Source organism: Sediminitomix flava (genome assembly GCF_003149185.1).
Taxonomy (GTDB): Bacteria; Bacteroidota; Bacteroidia; order Cytophagales; family Flammeovirgaceae; genus Sediminitomix; species Sediminitomix flava.
Window position 1 is genome coordinate 529,250 of the sequence record NZ_QGDO01000003.1, and the last position, 26,983, is coordinate 556,232.

Genomic DNA, 26,983 nt, shown 5'->3' on the forward strand with positions numbered 1-26,983 from the left:
CTTTAAAAGGGATGGCATTTTCTTTTTTACTTATTTTCTTTCGAAGCCCTTATAATTTACCCAGTCAAAATCGGCATAATCAGAAGATTTTTGGCCATTACTAGACGTGTAAAGCCCTAAGTTTGCGCCTGTGTATCCATCTCCCAAAATGAGATTAGCAGAAGTTGTTGTAAAAAGCTCATAAGATTTACCTTGGTCTAAAGAATAGAAATATTGGTATGTATGATTTTTTGAAATGACTTTAAAGATAATTTCACCCTTATAAGTTTCAAGCTTTTTAGATTTCAGCGTTCGAACTTCTTTTTCTTTCTGTGCTAAATTGAGTTTCAGATTGTATGAGTTATTCCCTTTCTCAAGTGTAAAGTTGATGTATTTGTTGTCTTTGTACAATAAACTAATTCCAGCTTCTACATTCTCCTTTTTAGCTTTAAAATTCATCTTTGCACTATATTCAAAATCACTTTCTTTCTGACGGAAACCAATCCAACTACAGCTGACTCTATCTTGTATAATTTCTGATCTTGTGTATAACCTAAGATATCCTTGATGATCTGACAGGCTGTAAGTTCTTTGCTTCGGAATTCTTCTAAAATTCCATTCTAGATCAAGTCGTTCATTTTCGAAGTGATCAATGAAAGCATCATTTCGGTATTGAGGTTTATCTGCAAATGGGAGTGGAGTATTCCTTAAAATACGACCTGTTTCTGGTGCAGCTACTGGCCATTCGTATTTTGTTTCTTTCCAATCATAAGGTTCTCTTTCCCATTGCATTGGCAATAAATGCGTTTCTCGTGCCATATTTGATGCTCGCGCTTCTTCATTTCTAATTCCAAGCGCTACCATATACCATCTTCCATCTGCTAATTGAATCATATCAGCATGTCCTGTGCTATTGACCCAATTGTCATAAGATAGGTTTCTTGTGGTGAGTACTGGGTTTCTAGGGTTTGATGTAAACGGACCGATTACATTGTCACTGACAGCGATCATAACAGCATGCTCAAAACCCGTTCCTCCCTCAGCGATCATTAGGTAGTAACGTCCATCATGTTTGTACATATGAGGACCTTCAGCCCAAACTCCGCCGCAAGCACCAGTCCAGAGGTAGTGTCTTTCACCTTTAAGTTTCCAGTTTTCAAGGTCTAGTTCTTGCGTCCAAATTTCTCCTTCCCCTGAGAATGACGGATTTCTTGCAGCTCCTTGTCCTACATACCAAACCCTTCCATTGTCGTCAAAGAAAATGTCAGGATCAATACCTGGTGCACCTTCAATGACATGAGGTTCAGACCAAGGACCTTCTGCATTTTCAGCGGTGATAATAAAGTTGACAAGTTGTGCTGGCTCGCCTTCTGCAGGGCTATAGACATTAGTTGTGATAATGTAAAATAGTCCATCGTGATATCGAACTGTAGGGGCGTGAATTCCTCCGTCAGATTGCACATCTAATAGGTTTACTTTTCCATTGCATTGCTCTTTACGATGGAGTCCATGTCCAATACATTCCCAATTCACTAAGTCTTTACTTCTATGGATCGGTAAGCCAGGGAAGTATTCGAAAGAAGAATTGACGATGTAATAATACTCACCATCATATGTAATTGATGGGTCAGGGTATCCCCCTGAGATAATTGGATTGGTGAAAGTGGTTCCTTGACCAAACACATGAATGGTGAGACTCAGAAGGAAAGCTAATAAAGTGATGTTTTTCATATTTACTAAAAAATTTAAGTCGTCTGAATATAGCTGATTTATAATCTGAGAAGGTGGATTGGACTAAGATTAGTTCTAAACAATTGTAAAGAACCCATTCTTTAAATCTATATAAGCACTTAACTAATTTGCCCTTTTGACATAAAACCTTATTTTTAAAATAAAGTGATTCAACTGTATTTTTTATTTTTCACAAGCTTGAGTCTCTTTTCCCAAAGACAATAACTAGAATTATGAATATAGATTTAACAAACAAAAATGCCCTTGTATGTGGCTCTAGCCAAGGAATAGGTTTTGCGTCAGCCATAGAATTGGCTAAGCTAGGTGCAAACGTAATCCTGTTGGCCAGAAACCAAGAAAGATTGGAGAAAGCTTTAGACAGTATTCCAAATAATGGTACTCAAAATCACCAATTATTGTGTGCGAATTTCGATGAGCCAAATTTGCTCAAAAAAGTAATTGATGATTTTCTTACAGATCATAAACCTATTCATGTATTGGTCAATAACACAGGAGGACCCAATGGAGGACCAATTATAAATGCAGAGCTTGATGAGTTTGAAAATGCTTTTTCTCGCCATTTGAAATGTAATCATATCTTGATGCAAGCCGTTTTGGAAAGTATGAAATCAGAAGGATATGGAAGAATTATCAATGTGATTTCTACTTCTGTAAAAGCGCCACTGAATGGCCTTGGCGTTTCCAATACGATCAGAGGAGCAGTAGCGAGTTGGGCAAAGACTGTTTCAAATGAGGTAGCAAAATATGGCATTACGGTCAATAATGTTTTGCCAGGTGCTACAATGACTGCAAGGTTGGAAAGTATTATCGCTAAAAAAGCTGAGAAATTAGGAACAACATCAGAAGCGGTAAGTCAAGAAATGATGCGTGAAATTCCAGCACAACGTTTTGGTGAAGCCCAAGAGGTTGCAAATGCAGTAGCTTTTTTAGCAACACCAGCAGCTTCTTACATCAATGGAATTAACGTTCCTGTAGATGGTGGACGTACACCTTCACTTTAATTTCTAGCCTATGGAGTTAAAAAAAATTCAAAATTATATTGGGGGAAAACTTCTTCCCCCAATCTCAAACAATTACTTGAATAATTTCAACCCAGCTATTGGAGAAGTCTATTCTGAAATTCCAGATTCAAGTATTGAGGATGTTCATCTAGCGATTGTAGAAGCACAGAAGGTAAAAGACGAATGGGCAAATTTAGCCTTAGAAAAACGTTTTTTGATTTTAAATACCATAGCTGAAAAAATTGAAGAACGAAGAGAAGAGCTGGCTTTGGCGGAGAGTATAGATAATGGAAAGCCTATTTCTTTGGCTATGGCTGTAGATATTCCTCGTGCAGCATCCAACTTCAGATTTTTTGCAACAGCAATCATGCATTTTGCTTCAGAATCTCATGAGATGGCAGGGGATGCAATCAATTATACACTCCGAAAACCTATCGGGATTGTAGGCTGCATCTCACCTTGGAATCTTCCGCTTTATCTTTTTACATGGAAAATTGCGCCTGCTTTAGCAGCAGGTAATTGTGTAATTGCAAAACCTTCAGAAGTGACACCTATGACGGCCTATTTACTTTCTGAAATTTGTATCGAAGCAGGTTTACCCCAAGGTGTCCTAAACATTGTTCATGGTTTGGGGAGTACTGTGGGGGAAGCGATGGTTAGACACCCTCAGATCAAAGCCATTTCATTTACAGGAGGAACGAATACAGGTGCTCGAATTGCCTCAATTGCAGCACCAATGTTCAAAAAACTTTCCTTAGAATTAGGTGGGAAAAACCCTAACATCATTTTCGCAGATTGTGACTACGAAAAGATGTTGAATACCACAATCCGATCTTCTTTTGCCAATCAAGGACAAATTTGTTTGTGTGGCTCTCGAATCTTTGTAGAGCGAAGTCTTTACGCAAAGTTCAAAGAAGATTTTGTAGCAAAAGTAAAAGCACTGAAAGTAGGAGATCCTCTTGTCGAAGGTTCAAATCTAGGAGCCGTGGTATCAGAAGCTCATATGCAGAAAGTATTGAGCTATAATAATCTTGCCAAAGAAGAAGGTGGAACTATTTTATGTGGAGGGGAACGAGTACAGTTAGAAGGACGCTGTGAAAATGGATGGTTTATTTCACCTACTGTAATTGAAGGCTTAAGCTATGATTGTAGAACGAACCAAGAAGAAATTTTTGGACCAGTAGTTACCATCATGCCTTTTGATACGGAAGAGGAAGTTTTGAAATATGCGAATTCAGTCAAATATGGCTTGGCCTCTACACTTTGGACTGCTGATTTGAATAGAGCGCACAGAATGGCTGAGCAAATAGAAGCAGGAATTGTTTGGGTAAACTGTTGGCTACATCGTGACTTGCGTACACCATTTGGAGGAACAAAAGCATCGGGTGTAGGAAGAGAAGGCGGATGGGAAGCTCTCCGTTTTTTCACAGAGCCTAAAAATGTTTGCATACAGTATCAGTAGGAATTTAGGTAGGTGGGCAAATGATTTGATATTGTAGAGACAAGGCATGCCTTGTCTCTACGTTATGGATAGCAGTTTAATACTTACATTTAAATATTCACTCTCTATCAGATTCGGTATTGTTATACGTTTTTCTTGCCCAACGGCTGTAGGGATAGAAAAAACGCATGTAAAAGTGATCCCAACGGCTGTAGGGATAGAAAAAACGCATGTAAAAGTGTTCCCAACGGCTGTAGGGAAGGAAAAACGTCTGTAAAAGTGCTCCCAACGGCTGTAGGGGAAGAAAAACGCATGTAAAAGTGTTCCCAACGGCTGTAGGGGAAGAAAAACGCATGTAAAAGTGTTCTCAACGGCTGTAGGGGAAGAAAAACGCATGTAAAAGTGTTCCCAACGACTGTAGGGGGAGAAAAACGCATGTAAAAGTCTTCCCAACGACTGTAGAAGAGGGAAGTTCACCCATGACTTTTTATAAAACCAAAAACAACTATTAAGACATGATAGATAGCAACAAGAAATTTGAGTCAACTAAAGCTCCAGAACCTGTCGGTTTATATCCGCATGCCAGACAAGTGGGAAACCTCCTGTTTCTTTCGGGAGTAGGACCAAGAGAAAGAGGAACCAAGAAAATACCTGGCGTTGAGCTCGATGAACAAGGGAATATTCTTTCTTATGACATCGAAAAGCAATGCCATTCCGTTTTTAATAATATTCGAGCAATTGTAGAAGATGCAGGTTCCAGTTGGGCGCAAATTGTAGATGTTACCGTATTCTTAACCAATATGAAGGAAGATTTTCCCATCTACAATAAAATCTATGCAGAGTATTTTAAAGATAATCAGCCTTGTAGAACGACCGTAGAGATTAGTAGTTTACCTACGCCTATCGCTATTGAGCTGAAAGTTATTGCAACTATTTAAACCCCAAAACATATGAATCTTACCAAGCTTTTTTCCACTGTAAATCTAAAAGAATGGGTTGAAGAAAATAGAGCTCAACTCAAGCCTCCAGTAGCCAATAAAGTCGTATATGAAGATGGCGAATTTATCGTGATGGTTGTAGGAGGACCTAACAGCAGAAAAGATTATCACTTCAATGAGACCCCTGAGTTTTTCTATCAAGTAGAAGGCGATATTCTGCTTAAAATTATTGTTGATGGTGAATTTGTAGATGTACCGATCAAAGAAGGAGAAATCTATCTTTTACCATCAAATATTCCACACTCGCCAGTTCGTTATGAAAACACGATAGGTCTCGTAATTGAGCAAAAGCGCCCCGAAGGGATGCTTGATGCTTGTGAATGGTATTGTGAGAACTGCGGAAATCAACTTTTCAGAGCACCATTCCCAATGGATGATATTGTCAAAAGCCTTCCAACCATTTTCAATGAATTCTACCCAAATGAAGCATTAAGAACATGTGATAATTGCGGGACAGTCATGGAACCACCAAAATAGATTTCGTAGAACCCACCCTTTATTCCCCTCCTTGGAGGGGAATAAAGGGTGGGTTTGAGAAGAGGAATTTACCAATGAACTCACAAGTATGAACGTAGAACACACGCATTTAAAAATAGATATACACACCCATATCATGCCCGAAAAGATGCCTAAATGGGCAGAAAAGTTTGGGTATGGAGGATTTATCAGTCTAGATCATCATAAGCCATGTTGTGCCCGAATGATGAAAGACGATCATTTCTTCAGAGAAGTACAAGACAACTGTTGGGACCCAGAAGCAAGGCTTAAAGATTGTCATCATCATAGTATAGATGTACAAGTCCTTTCAACCATTCCTGTATTATTCAACTATTGGGCAAAGCCAAAAGATTGCCTGGAAGTCTCTCGATTCTTGAACGATCATATTGCTAGTATCGTGGCAGATTACCCCGATCGCTTTATCGGTTTAGGGACAGTCCCATTACAAGACCCTGATTTGGCGATCAAAGAAATGGAGCGTTGTATAAAAGAGTTGGGAATGGCGGGTATTGAGATTGGCTCTCATGTAAATGGATGGAATCTAGATCACGAAAAACTGTTCCCATTTTTTGAGGCTGCAGAAGAATTAGGGGCTAGTCTTTTTGTACATCCTTGGGATATGATGGGACAAGAAAAGATGCCGAAATATTGGTTGCCTTGGCTTGTAGGAATGCCTGCCGAAACATCGTTAGCAATTTGTTCGATGATCTTCGGTGGAGTATTCGAAAGACTACCAAAGCTGAAGGTCGCTTTTGCACATGGTGGAGGTTCTTTCCCCGCAACCATCGGACGAATCGAACATGGTTATAATGTTCGCCCAGACCTTTGTGCCGTAGATAATCCGATTAATCCGAAAGAATATTTAGGGAAGTTCTATTTAGACTCATTGGTCCATGATCCTCAAATGTTGCGTTATATCGTTGATCTGATGGGAGCTGACAGAATCGCTTTAGGAACAGATTATCCATTTCCATTGGGAGAACTGGAGCCTGGAAAACTGATTGAATCAATGGATGATTTCTCACCTGAGTTGAAAAGACAATTGCTATCAGGTACAGCCCTTGATTGGTTAGGTTTGGAAAAGGAGCAGTTTATAGGGGTTAGAAAAGGTATTATTTAAAGCTTACTGCTTATGGATTTCTTACTTAAAATAGGTAGTCAGACTTTTCGTGTAGATCATAAGCACCCGATACATATCAGCATCCCTTTACTTTTTAATGGACCTCAACCCAACACTTATGATATCCCAATAGCAAAGTCGCAAGCTTATCAAGGAGAGGGTTGGGTAGGAGATGTCCGAGAAGGAAGTGGTTGTAATTTTGAAACCTATGAATTTACACCTCATTGTAATGGGACACATACCGAATGTATCGGGCATATCTCAGAAGAAAGAATCTCTGTCCATCATCAGTTAAAAGACAGTTTGATTCCTTCAACTGTGATAAGTGTCGAACCTCAATTGGGGCGAGAAGTATCCGATCAGTATTTACCCGAGTTGGATGCTAATGATTTGGTGATCACGAAAGCTACAATCGAAAATGCTTTGAATGTGATGGATGGCTTTCTTGATGCTTTGATCATTCGGACACTTCCCAATTCTGAAACCAAGAAAGAAAGAAGATACGCTGAAAAAAATCCTGCTTTTTTCACGATAGAAGCAATGGAATATATCAGAGATTTGGGAGTAAAACACTTGTTGATTGATCTTCCTTCAGTAGATAGAACATTTGATGAAGGTCGGTTGACTGCTCATCACATTTTTTGGGAAATGCCTTTAGGTTCTCATACTGTCGATATAGAAAAGGTATCTGAAAAGAGTATTACTGAAATGATTTTCGTTCCAAACGAAGTTTTAGATGGTCATTACCTTCTCAATCTTCAAATGGCAGCATTCGTTTCAGACGCTTCACCTAGCAGACCAATACTATATGAATTAGAAGCAATAGACTAAAGTTGATTATCGAATTGTAGAGACAAGGCATGCCTTGTCTCTACGCTGTGGATAGTGGATTTTTTATTAAGCTTAAAGAACTCTCAATAGAATTGTGAAGGTCAAGACAAAAGAAAAAGAGCAATACTAACCAATTCAATTATTTAAAAACCATAAACTAACGACTCAAGATGGAATACAGTAATAATAAAGAATATGCTTTACGATTAGATCAAGAAGATCCATTACGCTCGTATAGAGATAAATTTCACCACCCAGTCCAATCCAACGGACAGCCTTATATCTACATGTGTGGAAACTCACTTGGCTTACAACCTAAAGCTGTAAGGGAATATGTAGAGCAAGAATTAAAAGATTGGGAAAACCTAGGTGTGGAAGGACACTTTCATGCGAAAAACCCTTGGATGCCTTACCATGAATTTCTCACTGAAAATATGGCAAAGATTGTCGGTGGAAAAGCAAGTGAGGTGGTTGTGATGAATACGTTGACGGTTAATCTTCACTTGATGATGGTTTCTTTTTACCGTCCGACAACTGAGCGTTATAAAATCATTATGGAATATTCCGCTTTTCCATCAGATCAATATGCAGTCCAATCACAAGTGAGTTTTCATGGTTTTGATCCTAAAGAATCAATCATAGAATTGAAACCAAGAGAAGGAGAAAGTCTATTGCGAACAGAAGATATTTTGGAAGTCATCGAGCAAGAAGGTGATGCCGTTGCTTTGGTGATGCTTGGAGGGGTAAATTACTATACAGGGCAGTTTTTTGAACTTGATAAGATTACAGAAAAAGGGCATGAAAAAGGCTGCATGGTTGGTTTTGATTTGGCCCATGCGGTTGGAAATGTAAAACTCAAATTACACGAATGGAATATAGATTTTGCCGTTTGGTGTACCTACAAATATCTCAATTCGGGACCTGGAAGTATCGCAGGCTGTTTTGTCCATGAAAATCATGCTGAAAGAGATGATCTTCCTCGATTTGCGGGTTGGTGGGGACATGATAAGGACACTCGTTTCTTGATGGGACCAGATTTTAATCCAATCAAAGGAGCTGAAGGTTGGCAACTGAGTAATCCGCCAATTCTACCCTTGGCAGCATTGCGAGCATCCTTAGATTTATTTGGTGAAGTGGGAATAGATGCACTCGTAGAGAAGTCAAGAAAATTGGTTGCCTATCTTGAATATTCTCTGTCCGAATTAAATAATGAGAGAATAGAAGTGATAAGTCCTAAGGTCGAAAAGGAGAGAGGTTGTCAAATATCTATCCGAGTGATTGATACAGATAAAAGTTTATTCGAAGCCATTTCTGAGAAAGGAGTAATTGCTGATTGGAGAGAGCCAGATGTGATCCGAATCGCACCCGTACCATTCTATAATAGTTTTTCAGATATCTATGAGTTTGTTCAAATCTTGAAATCAGTGCTTTAAATCATGGAAAAGAAAATTGCAATAGTAGGAGCAGGCTTATCGGGTTCGCTCTTGGCCATTATTCTAGCTAAAAAGGGCTATGACGTTGAAGTTTATGAACGAAGACCCGATATGCGAAAAGTAGAAATATCTGCTGGGCGTTCAATCAACTTAGCACTTTCTGACAGAGGTATAAAAGCGCTAAAGTTAGCTGATTTGGATACTGATATTCTGAAAGAGGCTGTACCGATGTTTGGAAGGCAAATTCATTTATTAGGTGGTTCTGAAAACTTCCAATCTTATTCGGGAAGAGAAGGTGAGCATATCAATTCTGTTTCAAGAGGCGGATTGAATTGTCAGTTGATGGATAAAGTAGAAGGGCTAGGAATTCCAATATATTTCAATCAGAAGTGTTTGGGAATGGACTACAAGTCTTCAACACTATCTTTTTTGAATGAAGAAACCAAAGAAGAATATTTGATAGAAGTTGAAACGGCTATCGCTACCGACGGGGCTGGCTCGGCAATCAGAAACGATATGCAGAAGAAATCGGCAAGTTTGCGTTTTAGTTTCTCAAAAGCATATCTAGACCACGGTTATAAGGAGTTGTGCATTCCTCCAACAGAAGATGGCGATTTCAGAATGGAGAAAAATGCATTGCACATTTGGCCTAGAGGTGGGTATATGCTTATAGCCTTACCAAATAAAGATGGAAGCTTTACGGTAACACTTTTTCATCCTTATGATGGAGAAAATGGTTTGGATGCTTTAAATACTTCTTCAAAAGCAAGAGTTTTTTTTGAAAAACAATTTCCAGATGCTTTGGCATTAATGCCAAGCTTTGATGCTGATTGGGAAAATAATCCTACAAGTAGTTTGGCTACTGTAAAATGTTACCCTTGGCAAGTAGAAGGGAAATCTTTGTTATTGGGAGATTCAGCACATGCGATTGTTCCTTTTTACGGACAAGGAATGAATTGTTCCTTTGAAGATTGTGTCGTTTTTGCTGAATATTTGGAGAAATATAAAGGTGATTGGGAGAAGATTTTTTCTGAATATCAGAAGAGCAGAAAGAAAGATACTGATGCCATAGCAACACTTGCGGAAGATAATTTTTATGAAATGAGAGATCATGTTTCTGATGAAAATTTTATGAAGAAACGAAAGTTAGAAACAAAAATGGAGCAACAATTCCCCGAATATTATTCTAAATATTCTTTGGTCACCTTCAATGCTGATATTCCGTATTCAGAAGCCATGCGAAAAGGAAGAGCACAAGATCAGTTATTATTAGAAATTTGTAGGGAGACGGATGATCTTGATTCTCTTGACTTAGAGAAAATACTCCAACAGATCAAATCACTCTAAGTAGTTTTAATTCCACTAAATCCCCAAGCTGTTTTACATGGCTTGGGGGTTCTTGTTTTTGCGTGTAAATAATTGTTGCTGCATGTATTTTTACTTAATATTCTTTAAACACGTACAAACGTGCAGGTAAATTCCCTACTTTTAGGCGTAAAATAAACACTAACAAACATTCGACTATCCATGAATTACAAACAATTTCTATATGCTTTCGCATTTGTAGGACTTGTTTCCTGTACGGAAAATAAAGTCTCAGATACCTACAAAAATGAGGTTAAAATCGCTTTACAGAATGCGAAAACAAATGCCAAAACTTTTGAAAAGGCATTTCAGCAAATTCCTACTGAACAAGCAGAAGGACTTTCATTTTTAGTGGCCAATATGCCTCAAAGAGACCTCGATTCTTTAACTACTGAATATTTATTGGAGAATATCGATTTGGCTTATAAAGCTAAAAACGAATTTGCATGGGCCAGAACGTTACCCGATTCAATCTTTTATAATGATGTACTACCGTATACGAGTTTGAATGAGCGAAGAGATAATTGGAGGGCAGATTTTTACAAGCGTTTTGCTCCAAAGGTAAAAGACGCAAAAGATATTTACGAAGCGATCCTTGCTGTAAATCAAAATATCATGGATGAGGTAGATGTGGTCTATTCTACAAAAAGACCAAAAGCAGATCAGAGTCCATACGAATCTATGGAATGTGGTTTAGCTTCTTGCACAGGGCTTTCGGTATTGTTGACAGATGCGTTTCGTTCGGTTGGTATTCCTGCCCGTATTGCTGGTACGCCAAATTGGACAACCAAGGTTGGAAATCACAATTGGGTAGAGGTTTATATAGATGGTGAATGGAAGTTTACCGAGTATTATTATCCAGGACAATTTGATGATGCATGGTTCTTAGGTGATGCAGGAAAAGCAAACCCAAATGACCCTAAAAATTGGATTTACGCTTCATCTTTCAAAAAACAGCCTTACCATTTCCCCCTTGTTTGGGACCTTTCTATCGAATACGTAAATGCAGAAAATGTAACTGACAGATATATCAAACTTTTTGAGGCTAAAGAAGCTAAACTAGCCGCTGAAAAGGATGGCAAAATACCTGTTCATATTTTATTGTTCAAAGACCAATCATGTTCTCCTGGAGATGGAAGAGTGGTACAAGAATTAGTCGTGAAAGTAGATGGTAAAGAAATAGCAAGAGGGAATTCGGCAGGGCCACAAGAGGATATGAATAAGTTTTTCTCATTCAGAATTGAGCAAAATGCCAAATTTACGGTGGACTTTAAAGATGAAAGAGGATTGACTAAAACAAAGTCATTGAAAGCAGCTAAAGTCAATGAGCAATTCAGACTTTATGTACAAGAGTTGTAATCCTTTTCACTCAAGATCAAAAATCAATATGCTTAAAAAATATTCATTAGTGTATCTATTTTTCTTGGGGTTTACACTTACAGGTTTTTCTCAAGAACAATTAAAGTCTCCAAATGGAAGACTGAATATGGAATTCAACTTAGATGCGAAAGGTATTGCATACTATAGTTTGACTTTCGAAAATCAAAGGCTTTTAGCTCCTTCAAAATTAGGATTTAAATTAAAAGAGCAAGATGATTTATTGGAAGGTTTTAAAATTAAAAATGTCAGTTCAAACTCTTCTGATGAACGCTGGTCACAAGTATGGGGAGAAAGGAAAGAAATCCGAGACCATTTCAATGAATTGAAAATAGAGTTGGTTGAAGACAAAGAAAATGCACGTCAGCTTAATATTTTCTTCAGATTGTATGATGATGGATTTGCTTTCAGATATGAAATCCCAGAACAAGAATACCTAAAAGACTTTATCATTATGTCTGAAGAGTCTGAATTTGCACTAACAGATAATCATAAGACTTGGTGGATTTGGGCTGATTACAATACTTACGAAAAGTTGTATCAAGAAACATCATTGAAAGAAGCTACTTGGGCTGCTACACCTGTAACTATGAAATCAAAAGAGGGTATTTACCTTTCTTTTCATGAAGCCAACTTGACTGATTATGCGGGAATGACTTTCAAACAGAAGAAAGGAAGTTTGACCTATAAATCAGAATTGGTACCATGGGCAAATGGTGATAAAGTAAGAACTTCTGCGCCAATGAAAACACCTTGGCGTACTGTTCAAGTTTCGGAAGATGCCAAAGGGCTGACCCAGTCTGATCTGATCTTAAATTTGAATGAACCAAATAAACTTGAAGATACATCATGGATTCAGCCCATGAAATACATTGGGATTTGGTGGGGAATGCATATCGGAACACAGACTTGGCATGAAGGTGACAGACATGGTGCTACTACCGAAAATGCTTTGAAATATATTGACTTTGCCAAAGCACATCAGATAGAAGGAGTTGTTTTTGAAGGCTGGAATGATGGCTGGGCCAACTGGGGTGGAAAAGATGCTTTCGACCAAATTACACCTGCGGCAGATTTTGATTTTGAAAAAGTAGCGAAATATGCTCATGAAAATGGGGTAGAAATGATGGGCCATCATGAAACAGGAGGAGATATTCCTTCTTATGAAAAATTTATGGATGATGCTTTCAAACTTTGTCAAGACAATCACGTAAAAGCCGTAAAAACGGGTTATGCAGGAGGTATTTATCCTAGAGGTGAACACCATCACGGTCAATTTATGGTCAGACATTATCGAAAAGTGGTCGAAACGGCTGCCAAATATCAGATCATGCTCAATGTCCATGAACCGATCAAAGACACAGGAATTCGAAGAACTTATCCGAATATGATGACACGAGAAGGTGTTCGTGGTATGGAGTGGAATGGTTGGAGTGATGGAAACCCACCTTCTCATACCTGTATTTTACCTTTTACAAGACAACTTTCTGGACCGTTGGATTATACTCCGGGTATTTTTGACCCAACCTATGAAACGGCAGGAGAAAGAGTAAAATGGAATGCATTAGATCAAGGAACGGCAAGAGTACAAACTACGGTAGCGAAACAGTTGGCTTTGGCTGTTGTACTTTATAGTCCTTTCCAAATGTCTAGTGATGTGATTGAAAATTATGTAGGCGATCCTGCCTTTAAGTTTTTAGAAGACTTTAATGCAGACTGTGACGAAAGTATTACCCTAAATGGTGAAATAGGTGAGTTCATTACTGTGGCAAGGCGTAGTGATACTGCTTGGTTTGTGGGTAGTATTACAAATGAAGATAAAAGAGAACTAAAAATTTCTTTAGACTTTTTAGAGGAAGGCAAAAAGTATAAAGCAGGAATTTATGCAGATGCTAAAGATGCGGATTGGAAAACGAATCCTACAGCAATTCATATTTCTTCTAAGGTTGTAGAGAAAGGAGATACCTTGATTATGAATTTAGCAAAAGGAGGAGGGCAAGCAATAAGTCTAATTCCTATTGAGTAGAACTTTTAGTGAAACATATAGATTTAAAGGCTGTCATTATATTGTGGCAGTCTTTTTTTATTCATATGCTTATTAGGACGGCAAATCGTAGAGGTAAGGAATGAAAATGATAAGCCCGATCAGAGCGGCTCCAATAGCACTTATCAAGACGGCTGCTGCTGCAATATCTTTTATTTTCCCTATTTGAGGATGCTGATCTAGGTGAATAAAATCTGCTAAGTTTTCAATGCAAGTATTTAAAGCCTCAACCACAAATACAAAGGAAATTGAAAAAATAAGCCATTGCCATTCTGCTGCTTTAATACGAAAATAGAACCCAAGTATCACAACAAACAATGATGCGACTAAATGTATACGAGCATTATGTTCTTCTTTAAGTAGAAAATAAATGCCTTTAAAAGCATACTTGAAGCTCATGATTCGATCTTTTACAGAAAATTGCCCCATATAGTAGAAATGGAAAAAGTAAAGAGGCATTCGTTTAAATGCCTCTTTCAAATATATAAGTCTAGTTCGTTGATTCTTTATAAGTCTGAAGTAGTTTTCTAGCAGCAAAAGAAACTGCTGTTTTACCATGCACCACTTCAGGTTCTATATTCTCAAATAAAGATTTCACATTCAGATTTGAGAAAAAGTCATTTCTGAGGTGAGCATTGATCGATTCTTCAAGCCACTGACCATGTTGCTCTTCTCTTTTATGTTGGAAATAGCCATTTATTTTCACCTTATTAAAATAGCTATCCATGGTTTCCCAAATAGCTTCCAGTCCATCTTTTTCTACCGATGAACAAAGTTGAACTTTCGGTTCCCAACCCGAAGGAGTAGGGGGGAAGAGGTGTAATGCATTTCTATAATTGGAAGCCGCAAGTTTACATTTTTGTTTGTTATCACCATCTGCTTTTGTGATGACAAGTAAATCTGCCATTTCCATAATACCCTTCTTCATTCCTTGTAATTCATCACCAGCGCCAGCAAGCATTAGAAGTAGGAAGAAGTCTACCATTCCATGAACAGCCGTTTCCGATTGTCCAACCCCAACTGTTTCAACCAAGATTACTTCATGACCTGCAGCTTCGCAAAGAAGCATCGTTTCTCTAGTCTTTTGGTTTACTCCACCTAATGTAGAACCCGAAGCTGAAGGGCGGATGTAGGCAAGTGGGTCATGAGAAAGTTCTTCCATTCTAGTTTTATCTCCCAAAATACTTCCTTTTGACCTTTGGCTACTCGGATCAATGGTTAGCACAGCCAATTTTTTTCCTTGAGTTGTGATTGTTTTCCCAAAGGATTCAATAAATGTACTTTTACCAACACCGGGCACTCCCGTGATCCCGATTCTTAAAGAATTTCCTGTATGAGGTAAAATTCCTTCCAAAATTTCATCGGCTAAGGGCAAATCAAGCGGATGATTACTTTCTATGACAGTAATTGCTCTACTTAAAATAACTCGATCTCCCTCTAAAATTCCTTTTATATAGGATTCAGCCGAAAGTCTATTGCGTTTTCTCATTATCTAGCATGATTAAGATTATCTAAAAAGATGATGTAGGTCTTTTAAAAGTGAATGTAAGATTTCAGACCTTTACGACATGATGCAAGTGTCATTTGTACGCAGGCAACTAAGAGCTATTTTTTAATTATTTCAAGATTAACCAAAACCAATATGAAAGTCAACAAAATTGAGCATATTGGTATAGCAGTAAAAAATTTAGATACTGCAATACCTTATTACGAGAAAGTTCTAGGATTAGAGTGCTATCGAATAGAGGAGGTTGAAGAGCAGAAGGTGAAGACAGCATTTTTTAAAGTAGGCGAAGTAAAAATCGAGTTATTGGAAAGTACAGACCCTGAAGGTCCTATTGGAAAGTTTGTTGAGAAGAAAGGCGAAGGTATGCACCATATCGCTTTTGCTGTTGACAATATTGAAGATCAATTGGTTGATGCTGAAGAAAAAGGCGTGAGACTAATCGATAAAACTCCAAGAGGAGGTGCTGAAGGTTTGGATATTGCATTCCTACATCCTAAATCAACATTTGGCGTTCTTACTGAGCTTTGCGAAGACAAGAACAAATAATATTCAACACTAAACACTTACGCTTACCTTTTAGGTATCCTTATTAATCAAATCTGTGAGAAGGCAGATATCCTATTTTTTGCTTGATCGAAATTAAAATAAGATTCAAGTGTGTGTGGTACATCAACTCTGAATGTACTGCCTGATTAACATTTAGCTATTGGACAACCATCGAGAAAGTGATAAAACTTTCTTGATGGCTTCTATAAAACACTAATTAATTCAACATGCCTAGTAACATTGAAAAAATTCAGGAGTTAGTAGCCAAGCGTGATGAAGCACGTATGGGTGGTGGTGAGAAACGTATTGATGCTCAGCATAAGAAAGGGAAGTTGACCGCCAGAGAACGTATCGAATTGTTCTTGGATGAAGGTAGCTTCGAAGAGTATGATATGTTTGTGACGCACCGTACACACTCTTTTGGCTTGGAAAAACAACATTATCTTTCTGATGGTGTAGTCACAGGTCGTGGTACTGTAGACGGACGTGTAGTATTTGTTTTTGCACAAGACTTTACCGTATTCGGTGGTTCATTGTCAGAAACATTTGCTTTGAAGATCTGTAAGATTATGGACCAAGCACTTAAGGTTGGTGCTCCAGTGATCGGATTGAATGATTCGGGTGGTGCTCGTATCCAAGAAGGTGTAAGATCATTGGCAGGTTATGCTGAAATCTTCCAGAGAAATATCATGGCATCAGGAGTAATTCCTCAGATTTCAGGAATCTTAGGGCCTTGTGCGGGTGGTGCGGTTTACTCTCCAGCACTTACTGACTTTGTCTTGATGACAGAAGAAACTTCTTACATGTTTGTGACAGGACCGAAGGTTGTTCAAACAGTTACAGGTGAGGTTATCTCTACTGAAGATTTAGGTGGACCTAACATGCATGCAACTAAGTCGGGCGTTACGCACTTTGTTGCAAAAGACGAACATGAGGCAATTTTGATGTTGAGAAAGCTCTTGAGCTACCTTCCTTCAAACAATTTGGAAGAGCCTCCAATGCATCCTTGTCATGACCCAATTGACAGATTGGACGATGCATTGAACCACATCATCCCTGATAATCCTAATCAGCCTTATGATGTGAAAGATGTTATCCATGCAACAGTAGATGACAATGAGTTTTTAGAAGTACACCAAAGTTATGCTCAAAATATCGTAGTAGGTTTTGCGCGTTACAATGGTCGTTCGGTGGGTATCGTAGCCAACCAACCAAAGTATTTGGCAGGGGTACTAGACATTGAAGCATCTCGTAAAGCAGCTCGTTTTGTTCGTTGTTGTGATGCCTTCAATATTCCAATCGTTACATTTGTAGACGTACCAGGATTCTTGCCAGGTAGTGCTCAAGAGTACGGTGGAATCATTACTCATGGTGCTAAATTGCTATTTGCTTACGGTGAAGCAACTGTTCCAAAGATTACAATTACGCTTCGTAAATCTTACGGTGGAGCACATGATGTAATGAGTTGTAAGCAGCTTCGTGGTGATGTAAACTATGCTTGGCCAACCGCAGAGATTGCAGTAATGGGAGCTAAAGGTGCTGTCGAGGTTCTTGAAGGTCGTAAGATCAGAGAAATGGAAACAGAAGAGGAGAAAATGCAATACATCTTAGAGAAAGAACAAGAGTATCTAGAGAAGTTTGCGAACCCTTACAACGCAGCACGTTACGGATATATTGATGATGTGATTGAGCCAAGAAATACTCGTTTCCGTATTATCCGTTCGTTGGAAACTTTAGCGACGAAGAAGGAACTAAATCCTCCGAAGAAACACTCAAATATCCCATTATAATAAACAGTAATTATGGAAAACTTAGATCAAGGAATGGTGATCGCCCTAACAGGAGTCACTGTTGTATTTGTCGTTCTCATTACCCTGTTTATTGTATTCAAAGTTTCTCCTCAGTTGATTCATCGCATTATGCCTAATCGATTGAGTGAAGGGGAAGAGGATGTGAAATTAGAGGAAAGTGTAGATACATATGCTGAAACAACAGCAGCCATCAGTGCCGCAGTGCATTTGTATCTTGACGAACGACATGATGAGGAAGCTACAGTGCTGACCATCAATCAGGTGAAGAAAAACTATTCACCTTGGAGTTCGAAAATCTATGGAACACATAACAATTTAGTTTATCACCGTCGATAGTTATGAAAAGTTATAAATTCAACATAAATGAGCGTAAGTACAATGTGGTAATCAATTCCCTTGAAGGAAACACAATGTACATGGAAGTGAATGGCGAGTCATTCACAGTTGAGCTAGAAAGAGAAGTGAAATCTTCTAAAACGCCTAAGATCGTTCGTTCGGCTCCTAAGAAAGCTGAAGCTCAGCCATTAGCAACAGGTAAAAAAGCAAATAAAATTGCAGCTCCACTTCCAGGAACTATCTTAGAAATTAAATTAGAAACTGGAGCAACAGTCAAAAGAGGAGATACCATCTTGGTGATGGAGGCCATGAAAATGGAAAACTCTATTTTGGCAGAATCAGACGGTGTTATCCAAGACATTAGAGTTAGTGAGGGTGACAGTGTAATGCAAGGTGACGTTTTAGTCGAGATTGAATAAGGATTCATACAAATCGAATAGCTATGTTATGAGAAGACTTAAAACAGTGTTTTTCTCTTTGGCCATTCTTACAGGACTTTGGACATTGGGGCAACAAGAACTTTTTGCACAGCCAATAGGTGAATTGTTGACCTCTGTTCAAACTCTTGAAGCTTCCAAAGGAGTTTGGAGTCTCACCCTAGAAGGACTTGGGTCTTTTATTGATTTGACTGGTTTTGCAAATCTGACTTTGCAACATTTAGCCATGATTATCACAGGTTGTGTATTCCTATTTTTAGGTATTCGCTACAAGTTTGAACCTCTTTTACTTGTACCGATTGGAGTTGGTGTCATCATTGGAAATATTCCTTTTGTTGAAGGAAACCAGATCGGGATTTATGAAGAAGGCTCGGTATTGAATTACCTATATTTTGGAGTGAAGTATGGGGTGTATCCTCCGCTTATATTTTTGGGGATTGGAGCCATGACTGATTTCTCTACGCTTATCGCAAATCCTAAACTTTTATTATTAGGAGCCGCAGCTCAGATTGGTGTATTCGCCACTTTTTTTGGAGCTATAAGCTTAGGTTTTTCACTCGAACAGGCAGGTGCGATAGGTATTATTGGTGGAGCAGATGGGCCTACGGCCATTTTTCTAGCTTCTAAATTAGCTCCAGAACTTTTAGGAGCAATTGCAATTGCAGCTTACTCATACATGGCATTGGTTCCAGTGATCCAGCCTCCGTTGATGAAGTTGTTGATTTCAAAAGAAGAAGCTAAGATTCATATGAAACAACCAAGAGTTGTTTCGTCTAGAGAAAAGATTCTGTTTCCAATTATCGGTTTAATTCTCACAACCTTTTTAGCACCAAGTGCCATTCCTCTTCTAGGGATGTTGTTCTTCGGAAATATCTTGAAAGAAAGTGGGGTTACTGAACGTTTAGCAAATACAGCTCGAACCTCAATGATTGATATCGTAACGATACTTTTGGGTGTGACTGTAGGAGCTTCTACTCAAGCCAATAAATTCTTAACACTAGATTCGATCAAAATCTTTGTACTCGGGGCTGTTTCATTTATGGTAGCCACATGTTGTGGTCTTTTATTCGCTAAATTCATGAATTTATTCTTGAAGGGAGATCGCAAAATAAATCCATTAATTGGAGCCGCAGGAGTTTCTGCTGTTCCAGATTCAGCAAGAGTTGTACAACACGTAGGATTACAACACGACTCATCTAACCATTTACTAATGCATGCCATGGCACCAAATGTGGCAGGAGTGATAGGCTCAGCTATTGCGGCAGGAGTATTGATGAGTTTCCTACTCTAGAAGATAAATAATTGGTTTATCAGTTCAAGTGCGGAAGTCTTTTTATTAAACACAAGCAGACTTCTAAATAACACAAGAAAGGTACTGAAGCACTTGAACACTTTTTTAATTGATACTAAGAACTAAAAACACTATAAACACTATGAACATTAATTATACAAGTGCTGAAGAAGCCGTAAAACTCATTAAGTCAGGTGATAATGTCTTGATTCAAGGTGGTTCTGCAACACCTCAAGCGCTTACAAAAGCAATGACTGAGCGCTATACTGAGCTAAGTGATATTGATGTGTATCACATTCATACAGAAGGCTATGCAGAATATGCTTATGCACCTTACAATGAGTCATTTAACACACATGCCTTTTTTATTGGTGGCAATATGCGTAAAGCGGTTCAACAAGGATCAGCTCAGTATGTGCCAATCTTTTTGAGTGAAATTCCTTCATTATTCTGCCAAGGAATCATTCCATTAGATGTTGTAATGGTAAATGTTTCTGTGCCAGATAAACACGGATTCTGTTCATTGGGTGTATCTGTAGATGTAGTTGCACAAGCAATCAAATGTGCAAAAACAGTTATCGCACAAATTAACCCACAAATGCCTCGTACGTTTGGTGATGGGATTATTCATATTTCTGAATTCCAAGCTTGCGTAGAAGTAGATGAGCCACTATATGAAATGAAGTTCGCTTCTTCAACTCCTGAAGAAGTAGCTATCGGTAATCATATCGCAGGACTTATTGAAGATGGAGCTACGCTTCAAATGGGTATCGGAGGTATTCCAAATGCAGTATTACACCAACTACACAGCCATAAGAACCTTGGAGTACACACAGAGATGTTCTCAGAAGGTCTTATCGATCTAGTTGAAAAAGGAATTGTAAATGGTAGCGAGAAAAAAATCCATACAGGTAAAATCATTTCTGGTTTTGCAATGGGTACTCGCAGACTTTATGATTTCATGGATGACAATCCAGATATTGAAATGTTAGATATTTCGCATGTAAATGATACAGCTGTTATTCGTCAAAATCCTAAAGTAACAGCAATTAACTCAGCGATTGAAGTAGATATTACAGGTCAGGTTTGTGCTGACTCTATTGGACCAAGAATGTACTCTGGTGTAGGTGGTCAAATGGACTTTATGCGTGGAGCAGCCTTGTCTAAAGGTGGTAAACCAATCATTGCTTTACCTTCGATTACAGCAAAAGGTGTATCAAAAATTTCACCTATGCTAAAAGAAGGAGCAGGTGTAGTAACAACAAGAGCACACGTTCGTTATATTGTTACAGAGTACGGAGTTGCCGATCTTTATGGAAAAGATCTATTGCAACGAGCAAAAGAAATGATCAAGATTGCTCACCCAGCTCACAGAGAGCATTTGGAAGAGCAAGCAATGCGTCGTTTCGGTAAAGGAGTGCTAAATGTTGCAGCAGCTACCGTATAACCAATAGACAACCAGAAGTAATAGCAGAGGAGAATTTCAAACTCCTCTGCCGTGACTGATTTCTTTTTAACTATCGTATTCTGATCAACCATGGAGAAGAATTTATTTGAATCATTTCCTCCTTTAGAAAAAGCACAGTGGGTAGAGAAGGCTACTGTGGACTTGAAAGGAGCAGATTTTAACAAAAAACTGCTTTGGAGAACAGAGAATGGCTATACTTTGGAGCCGTTCTATATGCGTTCTGATCTGCAAGAGAAAAGTTTTAATCAACTACAATACACTTTCCCTAAAGCTGAAGGTGATGCAGCGCCAAGAGCTTGGGTGAATTACAGAAAAATCAAAGTTACTAATGAAAAAGAGGCAAATAAAACAGCCTTGGAAGCATTAGGGAAAAGAGGAGCAGAAGGGATTATCTTTGATTTGGCAGCGGTTGAAGCACCAAATGCTGAAGAACTTCTGACAGGCATTTACTTGGATTGCTGTGCAGTTTCTTTTGAAAATGTAAAAAATCCAGAAGCTTGGGTAAGAAACTATGTAGCTTATGCCAAACTTCAAGATGTGCCGAAGGAAAAACTTAGTGGTTACATTAAGTGTGATCTTCTTGAAAAGTATACGGAAACAGGGCAACTTTTTGAAGAAAAAGAATTGGTAGAGTGGGCAGCTTTATTGTCTGTTACTCAACAAATGCCACATTTCTATGGGTTGGCACTTAGCTCTCAAATTATCAGAGATGCAGGTGGTAATCACATCCAAGAAGCTGCATTCATGTTAAATATGGTAGCGGAGTATCTTGCTCGTTTTGCAGATACAAAACTTCATGTTGAAGAAGTAATTAAAGAAGTACTTCCAATTTCAGCTTTCGGATCAGATTATTTCCAAGAGATTGCGAAATACAGAGCCTTAAGAACACTTCTTTTGGAAGTAGCTAAAATGTACGATGAAAACTTCCCTGTAGAGCAATTACACATTATGGGGGTTTCATCGGAATGGTCAAAATCAACTCTTGATCCTAACGTAAACTTGCTTCGTAACACAACTGAAGCAATGTCTGCGGTATTGGGTGGATGTAATTCAATTTGGATTGCACCTCACAACAAATACCAAGGAGAAGAAAACGATTTTAGCCACCGTATTGCCCTTAATATTTCTCACCTTCTAAGGGAAGAATCATACTTGGATAAAGTAGTAGACCCTTCAGCAGGGTCATATTATATTGAAAAAATTACTTCTGAGATTTTGGAAAGAGCTTTGACTTTATTCCAAGATATTGAAAGTAAAGGTGGTTTTGTAACTTGTTTTGAAGCAGGTTATATCCAAGAGAAAATTGAGGAGACATTACAAGCGAATAATAAATTGATTTCGCAACGTCGTAAGGTCTTGGTTGGTACAAACCGTTATCCAAACGGGTTGGAAACGCCAGATATTCATTTGGTAAAAGAGGAATCTTCTGACAAAAAAGCTTTGAAAAAGCAAAGATCAGGAATTCAGTTTGAAGCATTGAGGTTACGTACAGAGGAGTATGTGAAAGAAACGGGTAACCGTCCTCAAATTGAGTTGGCTTTGTTTGGAAATCTTGCAATGCGTAAGGCTAGAGCAACATTTGCTGGAGACTTCTTCCAAGTTGCAGGTTTTGAAACACAAGAAGTTCCTTACAAATCAGCAGAAGAAGCAGCTTTGTTAAGTGCTAAAAACGAAAAAGAAATCGTAGTACTTTGTGCTTCAGATGACGATTACAAAGAGCATGCTTTCGAATTTGTGAATGCATTCCGTCGTCATAACACACATACAATGCTGATTTTGGCAGGTTATCCTGCAGAAATTGTTGAGGAATTGAAAGACGCAGGTTTGGATGACTTCATTCACATGCGTGTCAATACACTAGATTCTCTAACAGCGCTTCAAGATCGTCTATTCAACTAAACCGCTGAATTCAAATGAGACCAGACTTTTCGAAAATCGATATAAATAAACTAAAGCTTGAAGAACTAGAAGCTAAAGCTTTAGATAAAAAGTGGGAAACTGCCGAAGGTATTGATGTTCCTGCTTATTATGATGCTGAAGAAACAGCAAAGATGAAGCACCTAGACTATGGAGCTGGTTTGCCACCATTCCTTAGAGGTCCTTATTCTACAATGTACGTGACTCGTCCTTGGACAATCCGTCAGTACGCAGGTTTCTCGACAGCAGAAGAATCAAATGCTTTCTATCGTAGAAACTTGGCAGCAGGACAAAAAGGTCTTTCTGTCGCATTTGACTTGGCAACTCACCGTGGTTACGATTCAGATCACCCTCGTGTAGTGGGCGATGTAGGTAAGGCAGGTGTAGCTATTGATTCAGTGGAAGATATGAAAGTTCTTTTCGATCAAATTCCATTGGATAAAATGTCTGTTTCTATGACAATGAACGGTGCCGTTCTTCCTGTAATGGCATTCTACATTGTAGCAGCAGAAGAGCAAGGTGTTTCTAGAGAAAAATTGAGTGGTACTATCCAAAATGATATTCTGAAAGAATTCATGGTACGTAACACTTATATCTATCCACCGCTTCCTTCAATGAAGATCATCGGTGATATTTTCGAATATACTTCGAATAAAATGCCGAAGTTCAACTCGATTTCAATCTCAGGTTATCACATGCAAGAAGCAGGTGCTACAGCTGATATTGAGTTGGCTTATACATTGGCGGATGGATTGGAATATATCCGTACAGGTTTGAAAGCAGGTTTGGGAATTGATGATTTCGCACCCCGTCTTTCATTCTTCTGGGCAATCGGTATGAACCACTTCATGGAGATTGCTAAAATGAGAGCAGGTCGTATGCTTTGGGCTAAATTGGTCAAACAATTTGATCCTAAAAATCCTAAGTCAATGGCATTGCGTACGCACTCTCAAACTTCAGGTTGGTCATTGTCTGAGCAAGATCCATTCAATAACGTTTCACGTACGTGTATCGAAGCAATGGGAGCAGCTCTTGGACATACGCAATCATTGCACACCAATGCACTTGATGAAGCAATTGCACTTCCTACAGATTTCTCTGCTCGTATCGCTCGTAACACACAGCTTTACATCCAAGAAGAAACAAATGTATGTAAGTCAGTTGACCCTTGGGCAGGTTCTCATTATGTAGAGTACTTGACGGAGCAAATTGCTGAGAAAGCTTGGGCGCTTATCCAAGAAGTTGAAGAACTTGGCGGTATGGCAAAAGCGATCGAGACAGGTGTTCCTAAGATGAGAATTGAGGAAGCTGCAGCTCGTCGTCAAGCTCGTATCGATGCAGGTAAAGATACATTGGTTGGTGTAAACCAGTACCAAACTGATGAACCAGCAGATATTGAAATCTTAGAAGTTGACAACACAGCAGTAAGAGAGTCTCAAGTTCAAAGACTGAAAGACTTGAAAGCTAACCGTGATCAAGGGGCTGTTGAAAAAGCACTAGAAGCAATTTCTGTTTGTGCTGAAACAGGTGAAGGAAACTTGTTGGAGTTAGCTGTTGATGCTGCCAGACTAAGAGCTAGTTTGGGTGAAATTTCAGATGCTATGGAAAAACATTTCGGACGTCATAAAGCAGTTATCCGTTCAATTTCTGGTGTATATGCAAAAGAGGCTCAAGACAATTCAGCCTTTAAGCAAGCACAAGAATTGGCTGATAAGTTTGCAGAAATTGAAGGTCGTCGTCCTCGTATCATGATTGCCAAAATGGGACAGGATGGTCACGACCGTGGAGCTAAAGTAGTTTCTACTTCTTACGCAGATATTGGGTTTGATGTAGATATCGGACCATTGTTCCAAACACCAGAAGAGTCAGCACGTCAGGCAGTTGAAAATGATGTAGATGTAGTGGGAGCGTCATCATTGGCAGCAGGTCACAAGACTTTGATTCCTCAATTAATTGAAGAGTTGAAGAAACTAGGACGTGAAGATATCATGGTTATTGCAGGTGGTGTAATTCCAGCGCAAGATTATGATTATCTGTATGAAAGAGGTGTTGCATTTGTTTTCGGACCAGGTTCTGTCATTCCAGAATGTGCGAAGAAGATGCTTGAAAAAATGCTTGAAGAAGAAGCACAAGATTCATAATTATAGATTTGTATTTTCTTTAGAACCCGATAGACTTTGTCTTTCGGGTTTCTTTTTGCTCAAAATCTACTTTTGAAAGTATGTATTAACACTTATGATATAAGGTTTGCTAAATTATTTTGTTAATACAAAGTCCAAAATGTTCAAATAAGAGATTATGACTGTTGTTTCTTGTGAGGTGTACTTTCTAAAGTGACCTTTTAACTATTACAAGAAAAACGAGCAAATACAGTTATGAAAGGAATTTTATTTAAAGTAATTCTAACATTCATTGTTTCAAACTTCTATTTCTCCACACTACTCGCTCAAAACTCAAGATCCTCATTATTTGCAGAGGTAAATATGCTAAAAGAGCAAGCAGACAACCAAGATGCTGAAATGTTAACTCCTTCATCCTATGAAAAAGGTATGGAGTATTTAGAAAAGGCACAAAGTGATTTTGAGAAAGGAAAGTCGTTAGAAAAGATCCAGAAAAACATTGACAAAGCCACAGGTGAATTTGAGTATTGTGTAGAACATGCTCCAGAGGCAAGAACAATGTTCAATGATGCATTAGATGCAAGAAGTGCTGCAGTTGAAGCAGGTAGTCCTGACAATCAGGAGGAAATGTGGAATGATGCAGAGAAGAGGCTTAATCATGCCGCTGAAAAACTAGAGAAAGGTAAAGAGTCTAAGGCTGCAAGTGTTTCAGAAGAAGCAAAAGAGCAATATCAAAGTACAGAGATGGAGTCTATCAAAACCAATGTTTTTGGTGAAGCAGAAGAAATGATAGATGAAGCAGAAGACAATAAAGTTCAAAAAACTGCGGAGAAAACATTGGATGGTGCAGAGACGAGTTTGACTAAAGGTGTCACTGTAGCCGAAGCCTCAAGATACAATCTGACAGAAGCTGAAATGTATGCCAAAGAAGCTGAGTATAAGGCAAAACAGTCTATGGCGATCAATAAAGAAGTCAAAGAGCTTAAGAAAAGCAAGGCTAGTAAAGAAGATATAATTTTAGGACATCAGTCAGATATAGCTCGTATAGGTTCAGTAGTTGGAATAAGCCCTGCATTTGATGAAGGAACTGCCAATGGAGTAGATGAGGTGAACTCTGCTGTTCAAGCTTTACGTGACAGTATGGATATGTTGATGGGAACAATTGATGAACTTCAAGGAAACCTTGATGAATATTCAAGTGAAATCGGGAGTTTAGAAGAAGTGAGGGCAATGCTGGCACATGAGCGAGAAGTAGAGGCTAAATTCAATGAAGTCTTTAATATGTTTAATCCCGACGAAGTTGAAGTTTTCAGACAACAAGATAAAATCATCCTTCGTATGAAATCATTCGCATTCCCAATTGGTAGTGCAGAAATTCAGCAATCAAATTATGCAACTCTTCGTCAGGTTGAAAATGCTGTAAGAGTATTTCCTACTAATGAAATAACTGTAGAAGGACATACAGATTCTTCGGGTGGTGAAAAAGCGAATCAGAAATTGTCTGAAGAAAGAGCAGAAGCTGTAAAGAATTATATGTCAGCCAATCTTCCAGAGTATGATGCAGACCATATTAAAGCAGTTGGTTATGGAGAGTCAAAACCGATCGCTTCAAATGATACAAAAGAAGGTGCTCAAATGAATCGTAGAATTGACGTAGTTATAGATGTTAGAAGAGATTAGTTGAAACTTCTTTTCAAAGAAGAGTCCCTAG

23 protein-coding genes are annotated in these 26,983 nt (G+C 38.6%); 20 read left to right on the forward strand and 3 right to left on the reverse strand.

All coding sequences use genetic code 11. The features are described from left to right. Positions 1 to 30: 30 nt before the first annotated feature. Positions 31 to 1,710, reverse strand: a complete 1,680-nt coding sequence (locus BC781_RS13950) for a glycoside hydrolase family 43 protein (protein WP_109618757.1) — start codon at positions 1,708 to 1,710, stop codon at positions 31 to 33. 233 nt (positions 1,711 to 1,943) lie between these two features. Here BC781_RS13950 and BC781_RS13955 point away from each other — a divergent pair, with 233 nt between their 5' ends. The 11 genes from BC781_RS13955 to BC781_RS14005 all read left to right on the forward strand — a co-directional run bounded on the left by BC781_RS13955 (position 1,944) and on the right by BC781_RS14005 (position 13,821). Next, positions 1,944 to 2,732 (forward strand): SDR family oxidoreductase, encoded by a 789-nt coding sequence (locus BC781_RS13955; protein WP_109618759.1) that lies wholly within the window; start codon positions 1,944 to 1,946, stop codon positions 2,730 to 2,732. A 10-nt stretch (positions 2,733 to 2,742) separates the two neighbouring features. Continuing rightward, positions 2,743 to 4,194: an aldehyde dehydrogenase gene (locus BC781_RS13960; protein ID WP_109618760.1), complete on the forward strand. Its 1,452-nt coding sequence runs from the start codon at positions 2,743 to 2,745 to the stop codon at positions 4,192 to 4,194. A gap of 64 nt (positions 4,195 to 4,258) precedes the next feature. Then, positions 4,259 to 4,450, forward strand: coding sequence for a hypothetical protein (locus tag BC781_RS13965; RefSeq protein ID WP_109618762.1), 192 nt, complete (start codon positions 4,259 to 4,261; stop codon positions 4,448 to 4,450). 238 nt (positions 4,451 to 4,688) lie between these two features. Further along, positions 4,689 to 5,111 carry a RidA family protein gene (locus BC781_RS13970; protein WP_109618764.1) on the forward strand — a complete coding sequence of 141 codons (423 nt, stop codon included), beginning with the start codon at positions 4,689 to 4,691 and terminating at the stop codon, positions 5,109 to 5,111. 12 nt (positions 5,112 to 5,123) lie between these two features. Next, a complete protein-coding gene (locus BC781_RS13975; RefSeq protein WP_109618766.1) occupies positions 5,124 to 5,648 on the forward strand; it encodes a 3-hydroxyanthranilate 3,4-dioxygenase in 525 nt (174 codons plus the stop codon). 88 nt (positions 5,649 to 5,736) lie between these two features. Next, positions 5,737 to 6,789, forward strand: a complete 1,053-nt coding sequence (locus BC781_RS13980; RefSeq protein ID WP_109618768.1) for an amidohydrolase family protein — start codon at positions 5,737 to 5,739, stop codon at positions 6,787 to 6,789. A gap of 12 nt (positions 6,790 to 6,801) precedes the next feature. Then, complete coding sequence (locus tag BC781_RS13985) at positions 6,802 to 7,620, forward strand: cyclase family protein (RefSeq protein ID WP_109618770.1); 819 nt, start codon at positions 6,802 to 6,804, stop codon at positions 7,618 to 7,620. A gap of 170 nt (positions 7,621 to 7,790) precedes the next feature. Next, on the forward strand, positions 7,791 to 9,053 hold the full coding sequence (gene kynU / locus BC781_RS13990; protein WP_109618772.1) for a kynureninase: 1,263 nt from the start codon (positions 7,791 to 7,793) through the stop codon (positions 9,051 to 9,053). Between the two features lie 3 nt (positions 9,054 to 9,056). Continuing rightward, positions 9,057 to 10,400 carry an FAD-dependent oxidoreductase gene (locus BC781_RS13995; protein ID WP_109618774.1) on the forward strand — a complete coding sequence of 448 codons (1,344 nt, stop codon included), beginning with the start codon at positions 9,057 to 9,059 and terminating at the stop codon, positions 10,398 to 10,400. Between the two features lie 180 nt (positions 10,401 to 10,580). After that, complete coding sequence (locus BC781_RS14000; protein WP_109618776.1) at positions 10,581 to 11,777, forward strand: transglutaminase-like domain-containing protein; 1,197 nt, start codon at positions 10,581 to 10,583, stop codon at positions 11,775 to 11,777. 28 nt (positions 11,778 to 11,805) lie between these two features. Beyond that, the gene (locus BC781_RS14005; RefSeq protein WP_109619404.1) at positions 11,806 to 13,821 is read left to right on the forward strand and encodes a glycoside hydrolase family 97 protein; all 2,016 of its coding nucleotides are present in this window, start codon (positions 11,806 to 11,808) and stop codon (positions 13,819 to 13,821) included. Between the two features lie 72 nt (positions 13,822 to 13,893). Here the strand turns inward: BC781_RS14005 and BC781_RS14010 are convergent, their stop codons facing one another. Both BC781_RS14010 and meaB read right to left on the reverse strand, forming a co-directional pair. Continuing rightward, positions 13,894 to 14,319 (reverse strand): diacylglycerol kinase family protein, encoded by a 426-nt coding sequence (locus BC781_RS14010; protein ID WP_245935619.1) that lies wholly within the window; start codon positions 14,317 to 14,319, stop codon positions 13,894 to 13,896. A 10-nt stretch (positions 14,320 to 14,329) separates the two neighbouring features. Further along, positions 14,330 to 15,328 carry a methylmalonyl Co-A mutase-associated GTPase MeaB gene (meaB, locus tag BC781_RS14015; protein ID WP_109618780.1) on the reverse strand — a complete coding sequence of 333 codons (999 nt, stop codon included), beginning with the start codon at positions 15,326 to 15,328 and terminating at the stop codon, positions 14,330 to 14,332. A gap of 153 nt (positions 15,329 to 15,481) precedes the next feature. Between meaB and mce the strand changes: the two genes are divergently transcribed. The 9 genes from mce (at position 15,482) to BC781_RS14060 (ending at position 26,952) form a co-directional block, all read left to right on the forward strand. Then, the gene (mce, locus tag BC781_RS14020; protein WP_109618783.1) at positions 15,482 to 15,892 is read left to right on the forward strand and encodes a methylmalonyl-CoA epimerase; all 411 of its coding nucleotides are present in this window, start codon (positions 15,482 to 15,484) and stop codon (positions 15,890 to 15,892) included. 227 nt (positions 15,893 to 16,119) lie between these two features. After that, the gene (locus BC781_RS14025) at positions 16,120 to 17,682 is read left to right on the forward strand and encodes an acyl-CoA carboxylase subunit beta (protein ID WP_109618785.1); all 1,563 of its coding nucleotides are present in this window, start codon (positions 16,120 to 16,122) and stop codon (positions 17,680 to 17,682) included. A gap of 33 nt (positions 17,683 to 17,715) precedes the next feature. Beyond that, positions 17,716 to 18,039: an OadG family protein gene (locus BC781_RS14030; RefSeq protein WP_158281480.1), complete on the forward strand. Its 324-nt coding sequence runs from the start codon at positions 17,716 to 17,718 to the stop codon at positions 18,037 to 18,039. A 2-nt stretch (positions 18,040 to 18,041) separates the two neighbouring features. After that, positions 18,042 to 18,458 (forward strand): biotin/lipoyl-containing protein, encoded by a 417-nt coding sequence (locus tag BC781_RS14035; protein ID WP_109618790.1) that lies wholly within the window; start codon positions 18,042 to 18,044, stop codon positions 18,456 to 18,458. A 28-nt stretch (positions 18,459 to 18,486) separates the two neighbouring features. Then, positions 18,487 to 19,767 (forward strand): sodium ion-translocating decarboxylase subunit beta, encoded by a 1,281-nt coding sequence (locus tag BC781_RS14040; protein ID WP_109618792.1) that lies wholly within the window; start codon positions 18,487 to 18,489, stop codon positions 19,765 to 19,767. Between the two features lie 142 nt (positions 19,768 to 19,909). Next, positions 19,910 to 21,214, forward strand: a complete 1,305-nt coding sequence (locus BC781_RS14045; RefSeq protein WP_109618794.1) for an acetyl-CoA hydrolase/transferase family protein — start codon at positions 19,910 to 19,912, stop codon at positions 21,212 to 21,214. Between the two features lie 90 nt (positions 21,215 to 21,304). Continuing rightward, entirely contained in the window at positions 21,305 to 23,134 is a 1,830-nt protein-coding gene (locus BC781_RS14050) for a methylmalonyl-CoA mutase family protein (RefSeq protein ID WP_109618796.1), read from the forward strand. 14 nt (positions 23,135 to 23,148) lie between these two features. Continuing rightward, on the forward strand, positions 23,149 to 25,293 hold the full coding sequence (scpA, locus tag BC781_RS14055; RefSeq protein WP_109618798.1) for a methylmalonyl-CoA mutase: 2,145 nt from the start codon (positions 23,149 to 23,151) through the stop codon (positions 25,291 to 25,293). Between the two features lie 234 nt (positions 25,294 to 25,527). Beyond that, complete coding sequence (locus tag BC781_RS14060; protein ID WP_109618800.1) at positions 25,528 to 26,952, forward strand: OmpA family protein; 1,425 nt, start codon at positions 25,528 to 25,530, stop codon at positions 26,950 to 26,952. Positions 26,953 to 26,983: the final 31 nt, after the last annotated feature.